General features: G+C 72.1%; 12 protein-coding genes and 1 pseudogene. 9 read left to right on the top strand and 4 right to left on the bottom strand.

Going from position 1 to position 16,693, the window contains the following annotated elements; translation table 11 throughout:
- Nucleotides 1-25: 25 nt before the first annotated feature.
- The 3 genes from AB0B58_RS39465 to AB0B58_RS39455 all read left to right on the top strand — a co-directional run bounded on the left by AB0B58_RS39465 (nucleotide 26) and on the right by AB0B58_RS39455 (nucleotide 3,019).
- Complete coding sequence (locus AB0B58_RS39465) at nucleotides 26-601, top strand: carboxymuconolactone decarboxylase family protein (protein ID WP_360235471.1); 576 nt, start codon at nucleotides 26-28, stop codon at nucleotides 599-601.
- Between the two features lie 14 nt (nucleotides 602-615).
- A complete protein-coding gene (locus tag AB0B58_RS39460; protein ID WP_360235468.1) occupies nucleotides 616-1,449 on the top strand; it encodes a PhzF family phenazine biosynthesis isomerase in 834 nt (277 codons plus the stop codon).
- 766 nt (nucleotides 1,450-2,215) lie between these two features.
- A complete protein-coding gene (locus AB0B58_RS39455) occupies nucleotides 2,216-3,019 on the top strand; it encodes a hypothetical protein (RefSeq protein ID WP_360235465.1) in 804 nt (267 codons plus the stop codon).
- Between the two features lie 9 nt (nucleotides 3,020-3,028).
- Here the strand turns inward: AB0B58_RS39455 and AB0B58_RS39450 are convergent.
- Nucleotides 3,029-3,910: pseudogene (locus AB0B58_RS39450) on the bottom strand (alcohol dehydrogenase catalytic domain-containing protein); the annotation flags it as partial.
- Between the two features lie 202 nt (nucleotides 3,911-4,112).
- On the opposite strand from AB0B58_RS39450, the gene AB0B58_RS39445 reads away from it, so the two are divergent.
- Nucleotides 4,113-4,922 (top strand): isocitrate lyase/phosphoenolpyruvate mutase family protein, encoded by an 810-nt coding sequence (locus AB0B58_RS39445; protein WP_360235462.1) that lies wholly within the window; start codon nucleotides 4,113-4,115, stop codon nucleotides 4,920-4,922.
- A 327-nt stretch (nucleotides 4,923-5,249) separates the two neighbouring features.
- A complete protein-coding gene (locus AB0B58_RS39440; RefSeq protein WP_360235459.1) occupies nucleotides 5,250-6,842 on the top strand; it encodes a glycoside hydrolase domain-containing protein in 1,593 nt (530 codons plus the stop codon).
- 10 nt (nucleotides 6,843-6,852) lie between these two features.
- Here AB0B58_RS39440 and AB0B58_RS39435 read toward each other — a convergent pair whose 3' ends face one another.
- Nucleotides 6,853-8,454, bottom strand: a complete 1,602-nt coding sequence (locus AB0B58_RS39435; RefSeq protein ID WP_360235456.1) for an MFS transporter — start codon at nucleotides 8,452-8,454, stop codon at nucleotides 6,853-6,855.
- A gap of 374 nt (nucleotides 8,455-8,828) precedes the next feature.
- Between AB0B58_RS39435 and AB0B58_RS39430 the strand changes: the two genes are divergently transcribed.
- The 3 genes from AB0B58_RS39430 to AB0B58_RS39420 are packed head-to-tail and all read left to right on the top strand — an operon-like array spanning nucleotide 8,829 to nucleotide 12,293.
- Nucleotides 8,829-10,259, top strand: coding sequence for a DNRLRE domain-containing protein (locus tag AB0B58_RS39430; protein WP_360235453.1), 1,431 nt, complete (start codon nucleotides 8,829-8,831; stop codon nucleotides 10,257-10,259).
- A gap of 32 nt (nucleotides 10,260-10,291) precedes the next feature.
- The gene (locus tag AB0B58_RS39425; protein ID WP_360235450.1) at nucleotides 10,292-11,629 is read left to right on the top strand and encodes a potassium transporter TrkG; all 1,338 of its coding nucleotides are present in this window, start codon (nucleotides 10,292-10,294) and stop codon (nucleotides 11,627-11,629) included.
- The gene (locus AB0B58_RS39420; protein WP_360235447.1) at nucleotides 11,622-12,293 is read left to right on the top strand and encodes a TrkA family potassium uptake protein; all 672 of its coding nucleotides are present in this window, start codon (nucleotides 11,622-11,624) and stop codon (nucleotides 12,291-12,293) included. Before AB0B58_RS39425 ends, AB0B58_RS39420 begins: the two co-directional genes overlap by 8 nt.
- Nucleotides 12,294-12,364: 71 nt before the next feature.
- On the opposite strand, the gene AB0B58_RS39415 is transcribed toward AB0B58_RS39420, so the two are convergent.
- A complete protein-coding gene (locus AB0B58_RS39415; protein ID WP_360235444.1) occupies nucleotides 12,365-13,165 on the bottom strand; it encodes an alpha/beta hydrolase in 801 nt (266 codons plus the stop codon).
- A 249-nt stretch (nucleotides 13,166-13,414) separates the two neighbouring features.
- Between AB0B58_RS39415 and AB0B58_RS39410 the strand changes: the two genes are divergently transcribed.
- Complete coding sequence (locus tag AB0B58_RS39410) at nucleotides 13,415-15,319, top strand: methyl-accepting chemotaxis protein (RefSeq protein WP_360235441.1); 1,905 nt, start codon at nucleotides 13,415-13,417, stop codon at nucleotides 15,317-15,319.
- A 25-nt stretch (nucleotides 15,320-15,344) separates the two neighbouring features.
- Here AB0B58_RS39410 and AB0B58_RS39405 read toward each other — a convergent pair whose 3' ends face one another.
- The gene (locus AB0B58_RS39405; RefSeq protein ID WP_360235438.1) at nucleotides 15,345-16,688 is read right to left on the bottom strand and encodes a hypothetical protein; all 1,344 of its coding nucleotides are present in this window, start codon (nucleotides 16,686-16,688) and stop codon (nucleotides 15,345-15,347) included.
- Nucleotides 16,689-16,693: the final 5 nt, after the last annotated feature.

Genomic DNA, 16,693 nt, shown 5'->3' with positions numbered 1-16,693 from the left:
CTGAATCCGAAGCATGGAGGTGGCCATGTCCCGCATCCCTCCGCTCGACGCCCCCTACCCGGCGGACGTGGCGGCGCAGCTCGAATCGATGATGCCCGCCGGCGTGCCGCCGATCGGCCTGTTCCGCACCTTCGCCCGCAACCTGCCCATGACGGTCGCGATGAGCGACTGGGGCAGATATCAGCTCGGCCCGCGTATGTCGCTGACGATGCGCGAGCGGGAGATCGTCATCGTCCGGACCTGCGCGCGATGCCGCTGCGAGTACGAGTGGGCCGTACACCTGAGGTTCTTCGCCGACCGCGTGCGGCTCACCCCCGATCAGATCGTCTCGCTCACCGACGGGTCGCCGGAGGATCCATGCTGGACCGCCGTACGCGAACGGGTGCTGATCCGCGTGGCCGACGCGCTGCACGATTCCGCGGACGTCGACGACGACCTGTGGCTCGCCGCGCGGGACGTGCTGGACGAACCGCGACTGCTCGACCTGTTCCTGCTCTGCGGGTGGTACCACGCGATCAGCTTCGCCGCCCGGGCCGCCCGGGCCGCCCGGGTCGAACCGGAACCGGGCGGCCCCCGCTTCGCCGACCTCGCCGCCGCGTGACGCCCGGCGGCCCGGTGGCCGTTGTCGACGCGTGCACCCGCGACGGGCGCGGTGGCAGCCCCACCGCGGTCGTGATCGACGACGACGCGCTCACCGACGGCACGCGGCGCGCGATCGTCCACAAGGCCGGCACCTCGCACGCCGCGTTCCTCGGCACCGGAACCGACGGCGTCCCGGCCGTGCGGTTCTTCACCACCGCGGGGGAGTTGAGGAACTGCGGCCACGGCACCATCGCCGCGCAGGCGTTCCTGCTGGAACGCGGCGGCGCCGGCCCGTACCGGGGACGACAGCGCACCGGCGGGCGTACCTTCGCGACGCGTGCCGTCCGGCGTCGCGACGGCGTCGAGGTCTGGTTCGACCAGGGCGTCGTCGAGCTCCGGGACCGCGGGGGTGCCGACGGCGACGGCATCGTCACGGCGCTCGGCCTCGCGCCGCGGGACCTCGCCGGCGACCTGCGGATCGCCTCGCCCGGCACGCCGCGGCTCCTGGTCGGGGTCCGCGGGCGCCGGGCCCTGCTGTCGATGCGGCCCGACCTCGATCGCCTCGCGGCCGAATGCCGCCGGCTCGGCTGGCTCGGCTGCTTCGCCTTCGCGCTGTCGCCGGGGGGAACGACGGCGGACGCCCGGATGTTCGCCCCGGCGATCGGGGTCGACGAGGACCTCGTCAACGCGAACAGCGCCGGCTGCCTCGCCGCACACCTGCTCTCGACGGGCCGGGGCGCACGCATCGAGGTCCGCCAGGGTGACGCGCTCGGCCGCCCCTGCGTGGTGCACGCCGCCGCGACCGGTACCCGGGCCGGCATCGCCGTCAGGATCGGCGGGACGGCCGCGGTCCGGCCGCCCGCGTGACCACGTCAGGAAACCCATTCGTACGCCCCGCGCGAAGCGGACGACGTCGTCGCGGGTGAGCGGGATCCCCTCGGGGTCCCAGTCCATGCTCAGCACCCGTCCCGCGCCGAGGTCGACCAGGAGCAGACCGGCGCCGGAGAAGTACGCCGCGCGACGGCCACCGAGGTCCAGAAGCTCGTCCGCGCCCCCGGTGTCGAACGGCTCCTCGGCCGCGGTGAGGCAGAGCCCGCGCGGCGACGTCTTGAATCGGTCGGGGTCGTCGGTGTCCGGTACCTCCTCGCCCTGCGGCGCGAGACACGTCATCCCGCGGCTCTGGTGCTGCAGCGTCAGGCCGGGCGGCACCGCCGCGAAGGTGAACGGCGCGGCCCCGCCCACCACCAGGCCCGGACGCAGCCCGGCCGCGAACCGCAGCACCTGCGCCTCGGTGCGCGGCCCCAAGCTGACGAGGTACTCGTCCGGCTGGTCCGCCTCGATGCTCGCCCAGCGCCGGTGCGCCTTGACGCCTCGCGCACCCCGGTCCGCTTACCTGCCGGGGGAACCCGCCGAAAACCCACCGATGATCGTCGATCCGCTTCGGCTATGATCCGTGTCACCGTGGGGGCCGGCAGGCATTCGGTGAGCGGAGGTGCCACGGTGATCGGCAGGTTCGGCGAGGAGCCACCGGACGCCTTCGGCACGACCCCGGAGCCCGGGAACGGCCGGGGATGGTTCGAACCCTCGCCGCGCGCGACCGCCGAACCGCGACCGCCGACGATCACCGCGCGCGGTGATCGTCTACCAGGAGCGGCCGCGCCGTCCCTGGCGGCTCTGGGTCTTCACGGTGGCGCTGGTCGCGTTGACCGTCGGTGTCGTCCTCGGACAGACGGCCGCGTTCGAACCCGTGTACCGGCCGGCGGCCGGCGCGGAGACCGTGACCGCCGCGTCCGCGCCACCGAGCGCGCCCGGCGAGCCGTGGCCGGACGCCGCGCACCGGGTGACGGCGCCGCTCGGCTCGGTGCGTACCCGGCTCCTCGAGGTGGTCGGTGCCTCGGCCGTGCTGCGCGTGCGCAGCGCGGACCTCGGCGAGACGCTGTTCGACATCGCGACGACGGACCGCGGCGCGGTTCCGGTCCTGACCGACGGCGAGCGGGGGTCCCGGCTCGAACTGGTCCGGACCGGCGACGCCGGGACGGCGGGTGCGGAGATCCGGCTCAACGCGAAGGTGGCGTGGATCCTGCGGCTCACCGGCGGCTCGACCGAGCGCAACATCGACATGCGGGCGGGCGGCCTGCGAAGCATCGAGGTCAACGGCGGCACCGCCCACGTCGTCTTGCAGCTGGGTGCGCCGAAGGGCACCGTGCCGCTGTCGGTGATCGGCCCGGTCGGCGAACTCGTCGTGCGCACCGAAGCCGGAACGCCGGTTCGGCTCCGCCTCGGCGACGGCGCGGGCACCGCCGTCGTCGACGGGAACACCCACCTCGAGGTCAAGGCCGGCGCCGCGCTCGCGTCGGCCGGGTGGTCGGGCGCCAGGAACCGCTACGACGTGGCCACCTCCGGCGCCGTCGCCGCCGTCTTCACGGCGACGTTCTGAGGCGCGGCGTCAGCCGTTCGGGTGGATGACGACCTTCAGGCCGGTACGGGCGGCGGCGGTGGCCATCGCGGCGCCCACCTCGCTCAGCGTGAAGACGTCCGAGACGAGCGGAGCCAGGTCGACCAGGCCCCGCGCGGCCAGGTCGATGGCGCGGGGGTAGACCTCGCCCATCCGGCGGGCCAGCACCAGGGTCAGGCCCTTGCGGCGGGCGAGCGCCGCGCTGAACGTGGTGCGGTCGCCGTCGGGGATGCCGACCAGCACGACCCGGGCGCCGGGCCGGGCCAGCCGCAGCGCCGTGTCCACCGCGTCGTCCGAGCCGGACACCTCGAAGACCACGTCCGCGATGCCGTCGGCGCCGGCCGGCTCCGCGCCGAACCCCGCCGCGACCTCCATCCGGTGCGGCAACGGCTCGGCGGCGAGCACCCGGGTGGCACACCTGCGGGCCAGCTGGACGAGCAGCAGGCCGATCGGGCCGCAGCCGACCACCGCCACCGTCGAGGCCATCCGCAGGTGTGCGAGATCGAGCGCGTGCAGCGCGACGCCCAGCGGCTCCAGCAGGGCGCCGTCGTCGGCGCTGAGCCCGTCGGGCAGCGGGTGCAGGCGTTCGGCCGGCCAGGTCAGGAACTGGCGCAGGCCGCCGTCGCAGGAGCCGTGCCCGGCGAAGACCACGTCCGGGCACAGGTTGCCGTGCCCCGCCCGGCAGGACGCGCAGGCGCCGCACGGGATGGCCGGGTCGATCGCGACGGCGATGCCGTCGTCCGGTCCGCCGCGGACGACGCCCGCCATCTCGTGACCGAGCACGAGCGGGCGGGCCAGCACGGCGTCGCCGATCCCGCCCTCGGCGAACCAGTGCAGGTCGGATCCGCACACCCCGACCGAGGTCACCTCGACGAGCCGTTCGCCGGCACCGGCCGGCCCCGGCCGGCCCCGGTCGCTCCTCGGCGTGCAACCGGATGTCCCGGGCGCCGTGCAGACGGGCCGCTCGCATGCTCAGCTCGGTCACGGATGGACGCTAACACCGTGATGCCGGATCGCGGGCCGCCGATCGATGAGTCATGATCAGCGGCATGGACGAACCCGAGGCGCACCGACCATGACCGCCGCCGACCTGCGGGCGATGCTCGTCGCCGGCCGAGTCACGCACGCACCGGGCGTCTACGACCCGGCCAGCGCCGCGCTCGCCGTCCGGGCCGGGCACCGGGCCGTGCACCTGTCCGGGCCGGCGATCTCGGCCACCATGCTCGGCGCGCCCGACCTCGGCTTCGCCCCGGCCACGCAGATCGCCGACCGGGCCGCGATCCTGATCCCGGCGCTCGGCGGGGTGCCGCTGCTGGCGGACGCGGACGTCGGCTACGACAGCCCGGACCACGCGGTGTGGACCGCGCTCGCCTACCAGCGCGCCGGCATCAGCGGGCTCTGCCTCGACGACGGCGAGGACGCCGGCCGAACGGCGGAGCGGATCGCGGTGCTCGCCGAGCGGGTGCCCGGGGTGGCGCTGATCGCGCGGGCCCGCGGCGACGGGCTCGACGACACGTTCGAGCGGTGCCGGGCGTACGCGGCGGCCGGCGCGGACGCGGTTCTCCCCGTGGCCGTCCGAGAGGCGGATCTCGGCCGGCTGCGGGCCGCGCTTCCCGGCGTACCCATGGTCGCCTGCCGGTCCGAGACCGAGACCGGCGGCGGCCGCCTGACCGGCGCCGAACTGGCCGGGCTGGGCGTGTGCCTCGTGCTGCATCCGCTCGCCGCCGTGCTCGCCGCGCTGCGGGCGGCGTCGCTCGCCTACCGCGCGATCGCCGAGGAGGGCGACGCCGAGCGGGTCGACCGGATGCCGCCGGCGGCCCTCGCCACGCTGACCGACCGGCCGTCGCGGGAAATCTGCAGAGAGATCAATAAGATCGACACCTAGGCTGCAGATCGGGGAATCGGGCGTGGATTACCTCTTCTACTGCCGCGACCGGCCCGGCTCGGCGGAGCTGCGCAGGGAGCCGGCGGAGGCGCACTGGTCGTTCATGGACGGTTACGCCGGGCCCGGGCCGGGCTCTACGGCAGCGTCGAGATCCACCCCTGGAGGTTCGGCGGCCGCCCGCAGCCGGAATGACCGTTCGAGCGCGAAGATCGACTGTTCGGGCGGTACCAGTCTTCCCGGAAATCTGTTTTAGTCGAGCGTTATTTATGTATTCCCCCGTCGATGAAGCTCGCCCGAGAAAAGGTAGTCATGCGGAAAATGGCGCCGGTGCACCGCAATCCCGTCCTCCGTGCGGTGTTCTGCGTCGCGGTCGTGCTGGCGTCGGCGACGACCCTCTCCCGGGCCGACGCGACCGTCACCTCGGCCGCGGCGGCGACCGTCCAGCCGGGAACCTTCTCGGGTTCCGCCTTCGACGCCTGCACGGCCCCGTCCAGCGCGAGCATGACGGCGTGGCTGGCGTCGCCCTACCGGGCGGTCGGCATCTACTTCGGCGGCAACAACCGGGGCTGCACCCAGGCCAACCTCACCGCAGACTGGGTACGCACCCAGGTCGCGGCCGGCTGGCACCTGATCCCGCTGTACGTCGGCCCGCAGGCGTCCTGCACGCTCGCGACCAAGAAGAAGAACCTGATCAACAACTCGCAGGCGGCCGCGCAGGGTGCCGCCGCCGCGAGTGACGCCGCCGCACAGGCGCGCGCGCTCGGTCTCGCCGCGCAGAGCGTGCTGATCTATGACATGGAGGCGTACCGGACCGACGACGCCGCCTGCCGCTCCGGCGTCCTCGCGTTCATGAGCGCCTGGACCGCCAAGCTGCACGACCTCGGCTACCTGTCCGGCTTCTACAGCAGCATGGGCTCCGGCGTGGCCGACCAGGTCGCCAACTACAACACCCCCGGCTACGTGCGCCCCGACTACCTCGACTTCGCCCGCTGGGACCAGGTCTCCACCGTCACCGACGCGGCCATCCCGGCAAGCTACTGGTGGCCGCACCGCCGGATGAAGCAGTACCACGGCGACCACCGCGAGACCTGGGGCGGCGTCACGATCAACATCGACAGCAACCTGGTCGACTTCGCGCCGCTGCCCGGCGCGAAGCTGGCCGACTACAACCGCAACGGCTGGTCCGATGTGCTGGCCCGGACGTCGAGCACCGGCAACCTGTTCCTCTATCCGGGCAACGGCACCTACGCCGACGAGAAGGCCCGGCGGAAGGTCAGCGGCGGCTGGAAGTCGATGAACGCGCTCGTCCGGATCGGCGACCTGAACCGGGACGGATACACCGACGTGGTCGCGCGGGTGGCCTCCTCCGGCTACCTGTATCTCTATCCGGGAAAGAGCGATGGCACCCTCGGCACGCGCAAGCTGCTCTCGAAGAGCTTCAAGAAGATGCGCGAGATAACCGCGATCGGCGACCTGAACAAGGACGGCTACCCCGACCTGATCGCGGCACAGACGAGCAACCACAACCTCTACCTCTACCCGGGCGCGAAGGGCACGAAGCTGGGCACCCGCAAGCTGATCGGCGCGGGCGGCTGGCACACGATGAGCGAGTTGGCCGGCGTCGGCGACTTCAACCGCGACGGCCACGCCGACCTCGTCGCCCGCCAGACCTCGACCGGCAAGCTGTTCCTCTGCCCCGGCCGCGCGGGCGCGCTCGGCACCAAGAAGCAGCTCGCGATGGGCTGGAACGGCATGCGTGACCTGATCGGCGTCGGCGACTTCGACCGGGACGGCTACACCGACCTGGCGGCGGTCCTCAAGGCGAACGGCGCCCTCACCCTCTACCGGGGCACCGGCACCGGGCTTCGTCCCGGGGTACGCCTGGCGACCGGCTACGGCGGCCGCTCGCCGCTGCTCTGAACGCCGGGAGCTACGCCGGGGATTGCGGCTTCCGGCCGGGTTCGTCCTCGGCCTGATAGGACTCCAGGAGTTGCAGCTCGCGCTCCTTCCTCGGGAACAGGAACCACACGATCACGGCGCCGACCAGGATCGCGATGACTCCGGCCAGGTACGCCGAGTCGGCGCCGGACAGGAACGACGACTTGGCGGCGGCGGTGATCTGGCTCGCGTACTGCGGGTAGCTCTGCGCGGCGTCCGCCGCGCTGGAGAACGACTTGGTGAGGACGTTCTCGACGTCGTCGCTGACCTGCTGGTGCTCGGGCGACGCCGCGATGCTCGCCGCGAACGCCGACGCGTACCCCGCCGCGAGCAGCGCGCCGAAGACCGACTGGAGGATCGCGCCGCCGAGATCGCGTTGCAGGTCCGCGGTGCCCGACGCCATGCCCGCCCGCTGCACCGGCACCGAGCCGGTGAGCGAGTGCGACGCCGGGGTACCGGCGAAACCGACGCCGATCCCGATGAAGCCGTACGCCAGCCCGATCTGCCAGTACGCGCTCGACTCGGTCCAGAAGACGAGCATCCAGGCGAACGCCAGCAGGAGGAACACGTAGCCGGTGAGCAGGGTGAAGCGGGCGCCCCGCGCCTCGACGAGCTGCGCCGACCGCGGCGCCACCGCGACCATGAAGACGACCGCCGGCAGGAACGCGGCCCCGGCCTCGAAGGTGGAGTAGCCGAGCACGTTCTGCAGATACTGCTGGCTCACGAACGCCGAGCCCATGAGCGAGCCGAACACGATGACACCGGCGCACCCGGCGACCCAGAAGATCCGGCGCCCGGCCACGTGCAGGTCGTACAGGGGATTCCGGGCACTTCGCTGCCGGGCGACGAAGCCGGCCAGCGAGCACACCGCGATGACGGCGAGGACGACGGTGAGCATGCCCTTGTTCGGCACCGGGGCGAAGTTGATGGCCAGAATCAGCGAACCCACCAGCACGACGGACAGGCCGCCGCCGAGGTTGTCCACCGGCTCGGTCGTCTCGTTGACATGGCCGGGCACGAGGAAGTACGCCAGCAGGAGGGCCACCACGGCCAGCGGCAAGGTGATCAGGAAGACCGAGCCCCACCAGAACTGCTGCAGCAGGGCACCGGCGACGAGCGGCCCGAGCGCGGCGATTCCACCGCCGGTCGCCGACCACAGCGCGATGGACCTGGTCCGCCCAGGCCCGGACCACAGGGCCGCGATCAGCGCCAGCGTCGTCGGATAGGCCATGCCGGCCGACAGCCCGCCGAGCACACGCGCCGCGAACAGGACGAGGTCGGACGGGGCATAGGCCGCGAGCAGGCAGGCGGGGATCGACAGCGCCATGCCCATCAGCAGCATCAGCTTGCGCCCGTACCGGTCGCCCAGCGCGCCCAGGTAGAGAACCGAGGCGGCGAGCCCGAGCGAGTAGCCGACGGCGATCAGATCCAGCGTGGTCTGCGAGGAGTCGAAGGACCGCCCGATCGAGGGGAGCGCGACGTTGGCCACCGAGAGGTTCAGGTTCGCGACGGCCGCCACCACGATCAGCGCGACCAGCACCAGGCCGGCCCGTCCGGGGGCTTGCGTGTCCGGGCCACGCACAGTACCGGCCACGTTGGTCGTCCTCCTCGCCGAGGTGGCCAGCGGGCCACGGCCCTAGATACCGACTGCTCCCAGCATGGCCCGGGCGGGCAGGTGTCACCTCGCTCGCTCCGGATGAGATCGGCGCGGCGCCGGACCCCGCCGGCAGTGCTCCGGAAGGCGGCGCGGGAAGGCCGCACACCCCCGCACGGGAGCGGGGTGACGGGGCCGGTCATCCACGGGCCGGTCATCCTCCCCGGAGGAGGACCGGCCCGCCCGGCAATGCCCTCAGCGACGCGGGCCGGCGGCCGAATCCCGGCAAAAGGCCTCCGGGGATGGTCATGAGCGGAAGAATCTGCGTCGGTTCCATGCTCGCCGGAGGCGGCGGCAGCGCGACGGGAGTGACAATGAATTTTCGAGCGATCGGTATCAGCCTGACGGCGGCGGCGGTGGGTGCTGCGGCGATCGCCGCGGTGCCCGGCTCGACCGTTGCCGCACTCACCACGATCGGCTCGGCCACGACGAGCTCGGCTGCCGTACCGGGAGCCACCTCGACCGTGACCGTGACCGCGGCGGCCGACACCTACGTCGCCTCGGACACTCCGACGCGCAACTACGGCTCCGAGGACCACCTGGCCGTGGACGGCTCACCCACGAAGATCGCCTACCTCAAGTTCGTCCTCTCGGGCCTTACCGCGCCGGTCACCTCGGCCCGGCTGCGGCTGCACACCCGCGACAAGGCCGACGCCGCCGGTCCGTCCGGCGGGAAGGTGGCCGTGGTGGCGGACACCCGCTGGTCCGAGTCGGCGATGACCTACAAGAACCGGCCGGCGGTCTCCGCCACGGCCCTCGCCACGCTGGGGGCGGTGGTCCGTGACCACTGGTACGACCTGGACGTCACCACGGCCGTGGTGCGCGACGCGACGCTGAGCTTCGCGGTGCTCTCCAGCCATGCCGACGGCGTCTACTTCGACAGCCGGGAACGGGCCGCATCGGCGCCGCAGCTCGTCGTCACGACGACGGTGCCCAGCACCACCACCGATCCGGTGCTGCTGGCCGCGGGTGACATCGGCGACTGCGCCTCGGGCGGCGACGAGGCGACGGCGGCGCTGCTGGACACGCTCGACGGCGCCATCGCCGCGATGGGCGACACCGCCTACATGGAGGGCACCGCCGAGCAGTTCGCGCAGTGTTACGAACCCACGTGGGGCCGGCACCGGGCGCGGACCCGGCCGGCGGTCGGCAACCACGAGTACCGCACCCCCGGAGCCGCGCCGTACTTCGCGTACTTCGGAGCAGCGGCCGGCGAGCCCGGTAAGGGCTACTACGCCTATGACCTCGGAGAGTGGCACGTGGTGGTGCTCAACTCCAACTGCACCTTCGTGTCCTGCGCAGCCGGTTCGGCGCAGGAACGGTGGCTCCGGGCCGACCTTGCGGCCGACAAGAGCAGGTGCACGCTGGCGTACTGGCACCACCCCCTGTTCACCTCCGCGGCCAACCACAAGGGCGAGGCGGCGGTCCGCCCCTTGTATCAGGCGCTGTACGACGACGGCGCCGAGGTGGTGCTCACCGGGCACAACCACAACTACGAGCGGTTCGCGCCGCAGGACCCGCGGGGGCGGCTGGACACCGCCCGGGGCATCCGGCAGTTCGTGGTCGGCACGGGTGGAGGGTTCTTCTACGAGTTCGGTCCCACCCAGCCCAACAGTGAGGTCCGAGACGGCACGACGTACGGCATCCTGCGGATGACACTGCACTCCGGTGGCTACGACTGGCTGTTCGTACCGCAGGCGGGCAAGACCTTCACCGACTCCGGAACCGGGACCTGCCGGCCTTGACGGCAGGGCGCCTGTGGCGCGGCCTTGCTCGCTTGGCCGCCGCGCAGCTGCGCCGCCCTGCCGTGGTGGTGGCGCTGGGGTTCGCCGCGATGATCCTGGTGGCGACAGTTCTACTGATGCTGCCGGCCGCCCACGAGGGTGGCGAGGCGACGACCTTTCGGCAGGCGCTGTTCACGGCCACGTCGGCGGTGTGTGTGACCGGGTTGGTCGTCGTGGACACCCCGACGCACTGGTCGACGTTCGGTGAGTTGGTGATCGTCGCGGGGATCCAGGCCGGCGGACTCGGGTTCATGACGTCCGCCTCACTGTTGGGTGTGCTGGTCGCCCGCCGGCTCGGCTTGCGCTCGCGGGTGTTGGCCGCGGCGGAGACACGTTCGGTCGGGCTCGGTGACGTGCGGCAGGTGATCCGCGGCGTGGTGCTGATCAGCCTGGTGGTGGAGGGTGCCGTCGCGGTCCTGTTGGCGCTGCGCTTCTGGCTCGGCTACGACATGGGTGCCGGTCGTGCGATGTACTACGGGGCGTTCCACGCGGTGTCATCGTTCAACAACGCCGGCTTCGCCCTCTACACCGACAACCTGATCGGCTTCGCCACCGACCCGCTGGTCTGCCTGCCGATCGCGGCGGCGGTCATCATCGGTGGGATCGGCTTTCCGGTCATCCTGGAGTTGCGCCGCGGACTGCGTAGCACCGGGCTGTGGTCCGTGCACACAAAGATCACCCTGCTCGGTACGGCGCTGCTGCTGGTCGCCGGTACCGGCCTGGTGACCGCGTTCGAGTGGCGCAATCCGGGCACTCTGGGGCCGATGGGGGTGGCGGACAAACTGTTCGTGGGTTTCTTTCAGGGTGGTGTGCAGCCCCGCACGGCCGGCTTCAACTCCCTCGACTATGCCCAGGTGCACGAGACGAGCTTGTTGGTCACCGACGGCCTGATGTTCATCGGCGGCGGCAGCGGCGGCACCGCCGGCGGGATCAAGGTCGCCACCTTCATGCTGTTGCTGTTGGCAATCGTCGCCGAGGTGCGCGGCGATCCGACGGTCGATGCGTTCGGCCGGCAGGTCCCCGCGGCGGTGCTGCGGCAGGCGTTGTCGGTGGCCCTGGTCGGCGTGGCCGTGGTCGGCGGTGCGACGCTCGCCCTGCTGGCGGTCTCCGGTCTCGACCTTGACCGGGTGCTGTTCGAGGCGGTCTCGGCATTCGCGACGGTCGGGCTGTCTACCGGGATCACCGCCCAACTGCCGCCCGCGGGGCAGTACATTCTTATCGGGTTGATGTTCCTGGGTCGGATCGGGCCGATCACTTTCGCCGCGGCGCTGGCACTGCGGCAGAGCCGCAAACTGTTCCGCCGTCCTGAGGAGCGTGTGATCGTTGGCTAGGGGACTGCACGAGGGCGCCGTGCTGGTCGTCGGTCTGGGGCGGTTCGGCTCCGCTCTGGCCGAGGATCTGCAGCGGCTCGGCCACGACGTGCTGGCCGTCGACAGGAGTTTCGACCTGGTGCAGGAGTGGTCCGACCAGCTCACCCACGTCACCCAGGCGGACGCGACGAGTGCGACCGCGATGCGGCAGATCGGCGCCCATGAGGTCGACGTCGCGGTGGTGGCGATCGGCACCGGTATCGAAGCCAGCCTGCTCAGCACCGGAGTGCTCGTCGATCTCGGCGTGCGCGAGGTCTGGGCCAAGGCGATCACCACAGCGCACGGCCGACTGCTGGAGCGCATCGGCGCCGGGCACGTCGTCTACCCCGAGCGTGACACCGGCCGCCGTGTCGCCCACCTGCTCAACGGCCGGCTGATTGACTACATCGAGTTCGACGACGGCTACGCAATCGTCAAGGTACGTGCTCCGCGGGCAACGTGGGACAAGACCTTGGCGGAGTCGGCGCTGCGCACCCGATACGGCGTAACGGTCGTCGGGGTCAAGTCTCCTGGTGAGGCGTTCAACCACGCCTTACCGGACACCGGCGTGCGCGAGGGTGACCTGCTGATCGTATCCGGCGCCCGAAGCGCCATCGAGAGATTCGCCGTCGAGACGAGCACGTAAGGTCGCCGCCGCGCTGCAGCACCGGCGTCACCAGCACGGCGGCGGGGTGGCTGACCGGGGTCAGGGCGCGGTCATCGACGTCGGAGGAACTCCTGCAGGAGGCGGGCCCATTCATCGGGCCGGTCCAGGTGGGCGTCGTGGCCGGCGTCCGGGATGACGACGTGTTCGACGTCCGGACGCAACTCCAGCATGCGCGACACCTCGACCGCCGTCGTGGTGCCGTTGCTGCCGCGGGCCAACAGGGTGGGAGCCGTCACCTGTAGCCACTCCGTCCACCGCGCCCGCTCCGCGACCGCCTCGATGGCGGCCCGCATCACCTCGGGCTCGAATCGCGGCCACAGCCCGTCGGCGCGCTCCTCCAGGTCGCCGACCCACGATCGCGCGATCGGGGTCGAGCCGAGAAACGCGGCTGCGGCGTGCGCGTCGGGGAACGGCACCGGCCATGAGGCGAACCAGTCGCCCAGCCGGGCTGGATAGTCGTCGTCGTTGTCGCGGCCGCCGACCCCCGCCTCCAGCATCACCAGCCGGCTCACCAGGCCGGGGTGCCGGGCGGCGGTGAGCATGGCGGTGTGGCCGCCCATGGACTGACCCGCCAGCGTCACCGGTACCCCGTCCGCGAGTTCGCCGATGACGGCGACCACGTCGTCGACGTACGCCGAGCGGGAGAGGTCGCCGGGGCGGCGGGTGGAACGGCCGTGACCGCGCTGATCCATCGCGATGACGTGCCGGCCCGGCAGCAGGCTCTCGGCCGTGTGCAGCATCTCCCGCGCGCTTCCGGCCAGGCCGTGCAGCAGGACGACCACGTCCGACCCCGAACCACCGTCCAGGCAGGACAGCCGGACCCCGTCGCGGTGGATCTCCACTCTCTTCATCCCGACATTGAACCCGGGGGCCGCCCGTTGATCTCGGGCAGGCAGCGCGTCGTGTCGGGGGTGCCGTCCTCATCGGGTGGCCATCTCCACTATTTCCATCGGCATGGGGGCTTAAGGACCCGGGCCCGGCGACCGATCAGTGCCTGGTCGTCGAGAGGTTGAGGAAGAAACATGCAGGGGATCCGCGCCAGACTGGCCAGCGTTCGTACCCGACTGGTGGCAAGCGTTCTGGCAACCGTGTTGGTTGCCATGGCGGTGCTGCTGGGTATCGCCACCACCAAGACCCGCAACCTGGGGCTGCGCCAGGCCGGCGACTACGCCGAGCAGCTCGCCCTGCGCGAGGCGGGGCGGGTGAGCCAGGTCATCGACGGTGCGGTGCACGTCACCGACGAGTTGGCCGGCACCATGGCACAGCTGAAGAAGGCCGGCATCACCGACCGCAAGCTCGTCGGTGGCCTGGTCGGGGCGACGCTGAAGCGGCATCCCGAATTCTTCGGCATGTCCACCGGGTGGGAACCCAACGCCTTCGACGGCCGGGACCGCGCCTTCCGCAACGTCTCGCCCAGCGACGCCACCGGCCGGTTCATCCCGTACTGGTACCGCGACGGCGACGCGCTGCGCAACGACCCGCTCGTCGACTACGACAAGCCCGGCGCAGGCGACTGGTACCTGAAGCCGCGCACGAACGGCACCAGCATGGTCGTCGACCCGTACGTCTACCCGGTCAACGGCCAGGAGGTGCTGATGACCACCGCCACCTCTCCGATCATGGTGGACGGCGAGTTCATGGGCGTGGTCACGGTCGACCTCGCGCTGGCCGAACTGCGCACCTCGCTGATGGCCGAGAAGCCGTACGGCACCGGCTACAAGGCGCTGCTCACCGAGAGCGGCGCGGTCGTCGCCCACCCGCAGGGGGATCTGCTGGGCAAGCAGTTGCCCGGTGCGGTCGCCGGCGTCCTGCAGACCGCGGTACGCGACGGCCGTGCCGTGCGGTGGCAGGGGCACGACGATTTCCTGCGCGACGAGGCCACCGAGGTGGCAACCGGGGTCAAGCTCGCCACCGGAGACTCGTGGGCGTTGCTTGTCGCGGTGCCCGACAGCACGATCACCGCGTCCGCGAACGGGATGGCCCGCAGCCTGCTGATCGCCGCGGTGCTGGCGTTCCTGGTCGCGGGAACGGTCGTGTGGCTCCTGGGCACCGGGCTGACCCGGCCGATCCACCGCCTGCGCAACCGGCTGGCCGAGATCGCCGACGGCGACAGCGACCTGACCCAGCGCGTCGACGAGAGCCGCCGCGACGAGATCGGCCAGCTCGGCGCCGCCTTCAACCGGTTCACCACCAAGATCGCCGACGTGGTCCGGCACATCGATGACAAGGCCGAACGGGTGGCCGTGTCGGCCGGCTCACTGACCGCGGTCAGCCAGCGGATGCGCAGCACCGCGGAACACAGCTTCGATCGCGCCCAGGCGGTGTCCGACGCCGCGGAGCGGGTCTCCAGCAACGTCCAGACGATCGCGGCCGGCGCCGAGCAGATGGACGCGTCGATCCGCGAGATCGCCACGAGCACCAGCGAGGCGGCCCGGGTGGGCCGGCGCGCCGCGGAGGTCGCCCAGGCCACCACGCACAGCGTGGTCAAGCTGGGCGATTCCTCCACCGAGATCGGCGAGGTGGTCAAGGTGATCACGTCGATCGCCGAGCAGACCAACCTGCTCGCGCTCAACGCCACCATCGAGGCCGCCCGCGCCGGGGAGATGGGCAAGGGGTTCGCGGTCGTCGCCGGCGAGGTCAAGGAACTGGCCCAGGACACCGCCCGGGCCACCGAGGACATCGCCCGCCGGGTCCAGCTGATCCAAACCGACACCTCGACGGCGGTCGCGGCGATCACGGAGATCGTCGAGGTCGTCGACCGGATCAACGAACTGCAGACCACGATCGCCAGCGCCGTCGAGGAACAGACTGCGACCACCCAGGAGATGACCCGCAACGTCGCCGAGGCCGCCACCGGCTCCTCCGACATCGCCGGCACCGCCGGGGACGTCGCCGCCTCCGTACGGGAGACCAACACCGGCAGCGGCGCCACCGACCAGGCCGCTCAGGAACTCGCCGGACTGGCCGCGGAGCTGCGTTCCCTGGTGGGCCAGTTCAGGTTCTGAGGAACGCGGCACCCCCCCGGCAGGCTCAGTCGACGCGCGCGGCGCCGGCGGTAGCGGTCTCCGGGGCGGCGGGCACCGGATCGGCGTCCTCGAACTCGTCGGCCAGTTCGGCGAGTAGCGTTCGGCTGGTCACCGGCTCGAACCGGGAGCGGGCCTGGGCGTAGGCGACCAGCGAGGCGACCGACCACAGCATCGCGCCGAGCACCGCGCCGGCGGTGCCGCCGACCGCGCCCCAGAGCGCGGTGGCGATCTCGGGCAGCACGACGAACGTCAGAGCCGCCGCGGCCAGGCCGGTCGCCGGCGCCGGGGAGAGCAGCCGCCAGGCCCGGCGGAGCGCGTCACCGCCCTCCACGAGCGCGACGCAGCCGACCATGCCGGCCAGGGTGAGCAGCGCGGTGGAGAGCCCGGCCATGGCGATGCGGACCGACCAGAAGGCGGCCGGCTCGACCCGCGTGGGGTTCAGCGTCAGGACGAAGGTCAGCAGCAGCGAGAACAACGGCGGGACGAGGGCGAAGCCGGTGAGCCACATCCAGAGCGGGCGTAGCCGGAAGGCGACCAGCCGCCACACCGTGCCGACGCCGGGCCAGGTCCCGGTGGCCGCCCTGACGACCGCCACGGCCACCGTGCCGGCCAGGCAGATCACCGTCGGCGTCGTGGCGACGGCGTAGTAGGCGAGCATCAGCAGCGGGAACATGATCAGGACGGCGTTACCCACCAGATCGAAGAACGCGGGCAGGACGATGAACAGGTCACGGACCCGTGCGACGAAGTAGTACATCGGCAGCGCGGCGAGCAACGCGATGACGACGAACGGCGCGGCGGACTCCCGCAGGACCGCGCCGACCCGCAGGGCCCACCCTTGCAGTCCCGAACCGGCCGCCGGGACCAGCGGATCGACGCCGTCCCAGGCCGGCTCCGGCTCCGGCTCCGGCTCGGCGGCCGCGGCGTCGTCCGCCTCCGGCAGAACCTCGGCGGCCTCCGGCAGGACTTCGTCGGTTTCGTCCGCTTCCGGCGGAACCTCGTCCGCCACGGCGGCTGCCGGCGCGAAGTCGTCGGGCTCTGCCGTCGCGGAATCGGCGGGCTGAGCCGCGACCTCGTCGGCCTCGGCCGTGGGGTCGGCAGGTTCGGGCTCGGCCGTGGGGTCGGCAGGTTCGGGCTCGGCCGTGGGCTCGGCAGGTTCGGGCTCGGCCGTGGGGTCGGCAGGTTCGGCCTCGGCCGTGGGGTCGGCAGGTTCGGGCTCGGCCGTCGCGGGTTGCCCGGCGTCCGGCGCCGCCGTGTCCGCCCGGCCCGATCCGGCGGGCGCCGCAGCGGATTCCGGCCGCCCGAGGTCGCTTGGTCCGGGATCGGTGGCGTCCGCAGGGTCATTCATTGCGA

Source organism: Actinoplanes sp. NPDC049118 (assembly GCF_040648555.1).
GTDB lineage: Bacteria > Actinomycetota > Actinomycetes > Mycobacteriales > Micromonosporaceae > Actinoplanes.
Note: the sequence above shows the minus strand (reverse complement) of the source record. Positions and strands in the feature narration are given on the sequence as shown.

Bases quoted from the DNA above. Each gene is read 5' to 3' on its own strand.
- AB0B58_RS39415 (WP_360235444.1), bottom strand. From the start codon at position 13,165: ATGAAGAGAGTGGAGATCCACCGCGACGGGGTCCGGCTGTCCTGCCTG.
- AB0B58_RS39465 (WP_360235471.1), top strand. From the start codon at position 26: ATGTCCCGCATCCCTCCGCTCGACGCCCCCTACCCGGCGGACGTGGCG.
- AB0B58_RS39445 (WP_360235462.1), top strand. From the start codon at position 4,113: ATGACCGCCGCCGACCTGCGGGCGATGCTCGTCGCCGGCCGAGTCACG.
- AB0B58_RS39410 (WP_360235441.1), top strand. From the start codon at position 13,415: ATGGCGGTGCTGCTGGGTATCGCCACCACCAAGACCCGCAACCTGGGG.
- AB0B58_RS39430 (WP_360235453.1), top strand. From the start codon at position 8,829: ATGAATTTTCGAGCGATCGGTATCAGCCTGACGGCGGCGGCGGTGGGT.
- AB0B58_RS39405 (WP_360235438.1), bottom strand. From the start codon at position 16,688: ATGAATGACCCTGCGGACGCCACCGATCCCGGACCAAGCGACCTCGGG.